This window comes from Geitlerinema sp. PCC 9228 (assembly GCF_001870905.1).
GTDB lineage: Bacteria > Cyanobacteriota > Cyanobacteriia > Cyanobacteriales > PCC-9228 > PCC-9228.
In genome coordinates, this window is the sequence record NZ_LNDC01000059.1 from 37,074 (window position 1) to 43,230 (window position 6,157).

Here is a 6,157-nt window from a genome sequence, read left to right on the forward strand (position 1 = left end):
GTCGCCACCCAGATTCCCACCGCAAAGCACATCGAGAGAATATCTATAGAATAGGCGCAAGACAGAAGATCCCTCGGAAAGCGAAAGCAGCTTCGCCTCCTATCCCCAAACCTGTCAACTTTGAAATTGTGAATCGGATACGGAAAAGAAATGGTCTTTAACTGGTTCCGTCGCCAATTTACCGATACTTCCAAATCCGCAGAAAAATCGGAGGAGTCTCCAGCATCTGCCGAAACGTCACCAGCCGAAGCCCCCGAGACAGAAACCACATCGGCAACCTCACAGGCAGAGGATGAATATTTGCAGTGGGCAAAAGCCGCCTACCGCAACATTCAAGCACGTCAAGGGGTAGAACCATCTACTACCACCGAAACGGAACCAGAAACCACCACAGAACCCACAGAGGAAGAAGAGACCGCCCCAGAAACCGAAACCACCACCACTTCCCCAGCCGCTACAGAATCCCCAACGCCTACCAGTTCGGAAGCGGCAACCACCGTCGAATCCGAATCGGAAACGCCACCAGAGCCCCCCAGCGAACCCAAAACTCCTATCTGGGCAGAAACCGAATCCCAACGGCAAGCGCGCATGGAACGGTTAAAAGCCGAAGCCGTGGAAGCACCAGAACCAGAAATTCCCGAAACCGAAGAAACCGAAACCCCATCGGCAAACGAACCCCTGACTTTGCAAGATATCTACGGGGATATCAATCTGGATGAAGGTTTTCTCTGGTCGGCGCGATTGCTTGCCCAACAGGGTCGCAACCCCGATGATGTTTCTATTGAAGAAATTACCTGGTTGCAAAAACTGCGGCGTGGGTTGGAAAAGACCCGTCGCAATTTAATCAACCAGTTGAAATCGATTGTCGGTCAGGGGCCTCTCAACGAAGAGGCCATTATGGAAATCGAGGCATTGCTGTTGGGGGCAGATGTGGGAGTTGAAGCCACCGATCGCATTATCGATGCTTTGCAGGAAAAATTGCGGGAAGAGGCATTGCCCCCAGAAGCCGCCATTAACTACCTCAAGACCATTTTGCGGGAAATTCTGGATCGACCCACCCTCGATCGCCCCACACCGCTGCTGTATCCGGAAAAAGACCAGTTGAATATTTGGTTGATAACGGGGGTTAATGGTTCCGGCAAAACCACCACCATTGGCAAACTGGCGCATATTGCCCAGAAATCTGGCTACAAATGCCTCATTGCTGCTGCCGATACGTTTCGGGCGGCTGCCATCGAACAGGTCAAAATTTGGGGGCAACGCAGCCAGGTGGATGTGATTGCCAATCCCACCAGCAATACCGACCCAGCTTCGGTGGTGTTTGATGCCATTAACGCGGCGCGATCGCGGGAAACAGAACTGTTGCTGGTAGACACTGCCGGTCGCCTGCAAAACAAGAAAAACCTCATGGAGGAATTAAATAAAGTCCGCCGGGTCATTGACAAAAAAGCCGACGATGCCAAAGTAGAATCCCTGTTGGTACTCGATGCCACCCTCGGACAAAATGGATTGCAACAAGCCCAAGTCTTTGCCGAAGCTGCCCATCTCAGCGGCATTGTCTTGACAAAATTGGACGGAACTGCTAAAGGCGGCATTGCTTTTTCCGTGGTGGAACAGCTGGGATTGCCCATTCGGTTTATTGGGGCGGGAGAAGGCATCGAAGACCTGCGACCATTCTCTAGCTACGAATTTGTAGAAGCCATGTTGAGCGGATAGAAAAGAGCCGAACAATTTATTGATTTTTGGTAAGGAATCGGTCTACTTGGGAACGGAATGAGGACAATAAAAATAGAAACAATCCGTATTCCCGATAACTGCTACCAGTCAATCCCCCATGTCCAAGCAACTGATTTATCGTTTCGCTACTTCTAGCTTGCTGGCAGTTGGTATGACGACGCTACCAATGGCGGCAGCTACCTTGCTATCCCCCGCAGAACAGCGAGGATTTGATTTGCTGGAGTCTCCTGCCCTAGCTGCAGATGAAGAAGAACGCACCAATATCCAGGTCTACGAACAAGCCAGCGATGCTGTGGTTGCCATTGAAGCGGGCAATAGCGCCGGCAGTGGTAGTATTATCAGTGCCGATGGTTTGGTCCTAACCAACGCTCACGTAATAGAAGGCGCTTCGGACAATATTACCGTGACTCTGGAAGACGGGCGGCGTGTGGCAGCAGAAGCGATCGCCTTTGCCAGTTCGGAAGATTTAGCGATCTTGCAAATTCGCGGGGCTGAGAACTTACCCACCATTCCCCTAGCCGATACTGGATCGGTTCAAGTTGGCCAGCGAGCCTTTGCCATTGGCAATCCCTTCGGTCAATTTCAAGGAACTTTTACCACTGGGATTGTGAGTCGTTTGGACAGCCAACGGGGACTCATCCAACACGACGCCGCCATCAATCCCGGCAATTCCGGCGGACCTTTGCTCAACAGCGACGCCGAACTCATTGGTGTTAATACAGCCATTTTTACCAGCGGTCAATCGCAAGGCAATATTGGCATTGGTTTTGCCATCTCGGTTTCCCGCGTGCAATCTTTTTTGGCTTCTGTACGCCAAGGCAATGCCCCGCGGGCTAACCAACGCTCCCGACCCTCGCAAAACCGACAAGAACCGCAAGCGATCGCCCTGAACGGACGTAGCATTTCCGGACAGTTACGCCCTGGCGATAACGTTTTGCCAGTGGATAATAGCTTTTTTGATGTTTATACCTTCTCTGGGCAACAGGGTCAGCAAGTCACCATCGACATGAACAGTCAAGAAATCGATCCCTATCTGATTCTATTCGATCCCAATGGGGTGCCTATTGCCCAAGATGATGACAGTGGCAGACAAGCTAACGCTCGTATTGCCGTCACCCTACCCAGAAACGGCACATACACCTTGCTAGCCAACTCCTATCGCAGCAACGAATCGGGACAATATACCCTACAAGCGATCGCTGATGGCAACAACGCACCTCCCAGCAACAGCACCGCTAGAGTGATTTTACAGCGCCGCGGCGAGCTAGAAGTGGGCGATTCCCGTTTGTCTGATAGGAGTTTGTACGACACCTTCTCCTTTTCCGGGCGTCGGGGGCAACGGGTACAAATCCTTTTAGAAAGTCCCGATTTCGACACGTATTTGATTTTGGTAGACGAAAACGGTGAAAAACTGGCAGAAAACGACGACTTTCGCCGGGGAAATACCAACTCCGCCCTAAGGGTCAACCTCCCCTACACTGGTTCCTACCGAGTTTTGGTCAACGCCTACGATCGCACCGGTCGCGGTCGCTACCAACTCATCATCCGCTAGCTTCGCAGCCTGGAAGCTTGGGAGCGGCCGAGCGTGGGAAATGGAAAACCTTCATTATTCCTATGCTCCCATGCTCGGTATGCCCCAACACGGAAAAAATTCGGGAGTTTGGTAGCCCCGTCTTTTTCAAGCGGGGCGGAAAAACCACTCGGCGGCTTTAGCCGCAATGATATGATAGAATTCTCTCACCGACTCTAAAACACTAACAAACGTTCACAGACGTTAAGGTTTCTTCCTGCTTCCTAGTAAAGGAGTCGGCTCCGTTAAACTAAGCCGGGCAGTCGCCCACCCGACTCGTCTTCAAAACCGGACTTGACACTTTTGCGTCATCCGGCTCCTCAACAACTTGGCTCTTGTCATGAGTACCAGGACTACCATCGTTGGCAGTTTTTGCATCGTGGCAATGTTTGTGAAGAAGTTGTAGGTTATCGTATTTGTCCTTTCCGCCTAGAGCTTTCGGGACGATGTGGTCGATTTCCATTACATCTTCTTCACGGAATGTCAGTCCACAATGGGCGCATTTCCCTTTTTGTTTCTTCAAAAGTTTTGATACTCTTGTAGGAACTCCAGGTTGTTTGCCCATCCTTGAACTCCAGTATTTCAAATTGCCTTCGTATGGGCTGGCTTCACCTTTGACCTTAACGTGGCGTACAATTGGTGTTTCTGAGTGGGTTCTCAACTGCATCGGATTGTTTTCCGAACGTGTTGCAAATGCCCACTTGCGATTGCCAATTGTTTGCCAGTATTTCCGGGCTACCCATTCATTGGTTTTGTTTAGGTGTCTCCATCTTCCCCATCTGGCTAACTTCCAGTAAAGGAGTGCGTCCAGGTAGGAGAAAGTTTCTTTTGACACCACAGAGGAATAGTAATTGCACCAACCCCTTATGACTGGATTGAGATGTTGTATCAAGCCTTCTTGAGGGGCTGCTTTGTGCGAATCTATTATCCCTTTCAGTTTCTCGTAGTGGGTTTGGACGGCTTTTTTGCTGGGTTTGGTGATGGTTTTGAAGCCCAAAGGCTTGCCCTTGGAGTTTTTCCCGGTTTTGTATTTTCCGACTTCACACTGTCGTATAGTAAAACCGAGGAAGTCAAATCCTGGGTCCTTGCCCTCTAATGTGTGGGTGATACGAGTTTTAGCCTCTTTAAGGTCTAGTCCCATTCCTTTCAGCCAATCCGAGATGTGGTCACGGCATTCGTTGATTACATCTTGACTCTCATGTATGATTACTGTATGATTACGAAGTCGTCAGCATATCTAATTAAGGATACTGCGTTTCTTCGTATTGTACGACTACCCTTTCCAGGCAACCTTTCCACTAAGTCTTTGATGCTTTCTTCCATGCCATGGAGGGCGATATTTGCCAACAGGGGACTGATGACGCCTCCCTGTGGTGTACCCTCATCCGTGGAATATAGCTGTCCGGCATCAATGACGCCAGCATTTAACCATGCCCGTACCTGTCGTCTGATGGCAGGAAATGTTTCGAGTTTGTCTAGTAGTTTGGCGTGGTCAATCTTATCAAAGCATTTTGAGATGTCAGCATCCAATACCCATTTGGCTTTTTGTTTAATGGATTGGTGGATGGCATCAATTGCATCATGGCAAGACCTTCCTGGTCTGAACCCGTATGAATTGGGTTCAAACTTTGCCTCCCACTGGGGCTCGATTGCCATCTTGACTAAGGCTTGTAGTGCGCGGTCGTACATCGTGGGAATTCCTAATGGTCTTTTCTCATCTCTCCCAGGTTTGGGTAGCCATATCCGACGTGTGGGTTTGGCTTTTGAGTTGAGTTTCAAACGACCTGCAAGGCTCAAACGTGCTTTTGGGGACAATGATTTAACACCATCCACTCCTGCCGTCTTTTTGCCTTGGTTATCTTGTGTTACCCGACGAACCACTAACACTCTGGCTGACCAGCTTTTTAGCAATAGTTTCTGGAGTCCGCGAACTGTAGCGACATCACCACGACGCTTGGCTTGATAAATTCGTTTTTGCAGGCGGAAGACGTGACGCTCGACCTTCTTCCAGTCGATGTCTCGCCATTCCAGTCTCACCGTATTGTTTCCAATCGTTTTGGACGTATCCATGCTACTTTCGACCTTATCTTCCAAGTCATCGAGAGTCTGTCAGCCTATCCAACCCATTACAGGTTGGCATTCGCTTCTGACTCTATCCTGCCCACCGCAGGCTTGCGGATGGTTTCCTACTCAAGGTATCGACCTTATTCCTTGAGAGCCATACGGGGGTTACTTCGTTCCAGATACCGATTGGTTGTACCTTTAGGATGCCACTGTACGCCGGGTTTGTTTCGGGTGTGTGAAAGGTCTTATAAGTACAAGCCTTTCCTAATATCCTTAACCTTTTGGTTCCTGCGTTTCAGTCCAATTTTCGCAGGGTTGTGGTCACGACGCTTTTGACATGACTTCGTTTTCTATCCGTAAGCACTTGCTCGAAGGGATACCTGTTTGGACCCAGGCTTAACCTCCTTTCATCCCCGCTTCACCAATTTGATAACCAGTCTCCTCGATGGGGGATGTGCTTTCACACAACACACCTTGCGGGACGGACTTGCACCGTCATCGATATCCAGTTGTCAAGGTTACCCCGAAGGGTTCTAACCTTGCTCCTGCTTATACCTCGGAATTCATATGAATTCCCGCGATTTCACAGGAAACGAATCGCACACTTACTCCACAGGCTGACACGGTAGGTCTTACCGCCAAATTTGTTAAACTGCCAAATTCGCTAAGTTCTTACTAGCATTTAAGTCTCTGTCGATGGACGTTCCACAATGTTCGCAGTGGAACGTCCGTTCTGATAGGGACAGCGATTCTTTCTTGTATCCGCAATTAGAACAGGTCTTAGAC

The 6,157-nt window shown here is 49.7% G+C and carries 3 protein-coding genes and 1 pseudogene; 2 read left to right on the plus strand and 2 right to left on the minus strand.

The features are described from left to right. Positions 1-150 precede the first annotated feature (150 nt). Positions 151-1,716, plus strand: a complete 1,566-nt coding sequence (ftsY, locus tag AS151_RS04590; RefSeq protein ID WP_071515872.1) for a signal recognition particle-docking protein FtsY — start codon at positions 151-153, stop codon at positions 1,714-1,716. 118 nt (positions 1,717-1,834) lie between these two features. Further along, positions 1,835-3,289: a trypsin-like peptidase domain-containing protein gene (locus AS151_RS04595; RefSeq protein WP_071515873.1), complete on the plus strand. Its 1,455-nt coding sequence runs from the start codon at positions 1,835-1,837 to the stop codon at positions 3,287-3,289. A gap of 268 nt (positions 3,290-3,557) precedes the next feature. Here AS151_RS04595 and ltrA read toward each other — a convergent pair. Both ltrA and AS151_RS20635 read right to left on the minus strand, forming a co-directional pair. Further along, a pseudogene (ltrA, locus tag AS151_RS22725) lies at positions 3,558-5,377 on the minus strand (group II intron reverse transcriptase/maturase). 641 nt (positions 5,378-6,018) lie between these two features. Continuing rightward, positions 6,019-6,157: zinc ribbon domain-containing protein (locus AS151_RS20635; protein WP_139240509.1), on the minus strand; the 139-nt coding region annotated here is incomplete at its 5' end.

Coding starts and splice junctions, on each gene's coding strand:
- ftsY (WP_071515872.1), top strand. CDS start 151: ATGGTCTTTAACTGGTTCCGTCGCCAATTTACCGATACTTCCAAATCC.
- AS151_RS04595 (WP_071515873.1), top strand. CDS start 1,835: ATGTCCAAGCAACTGATTTATCGTTTCGCTACTTCTAGCTTGCTGGCA.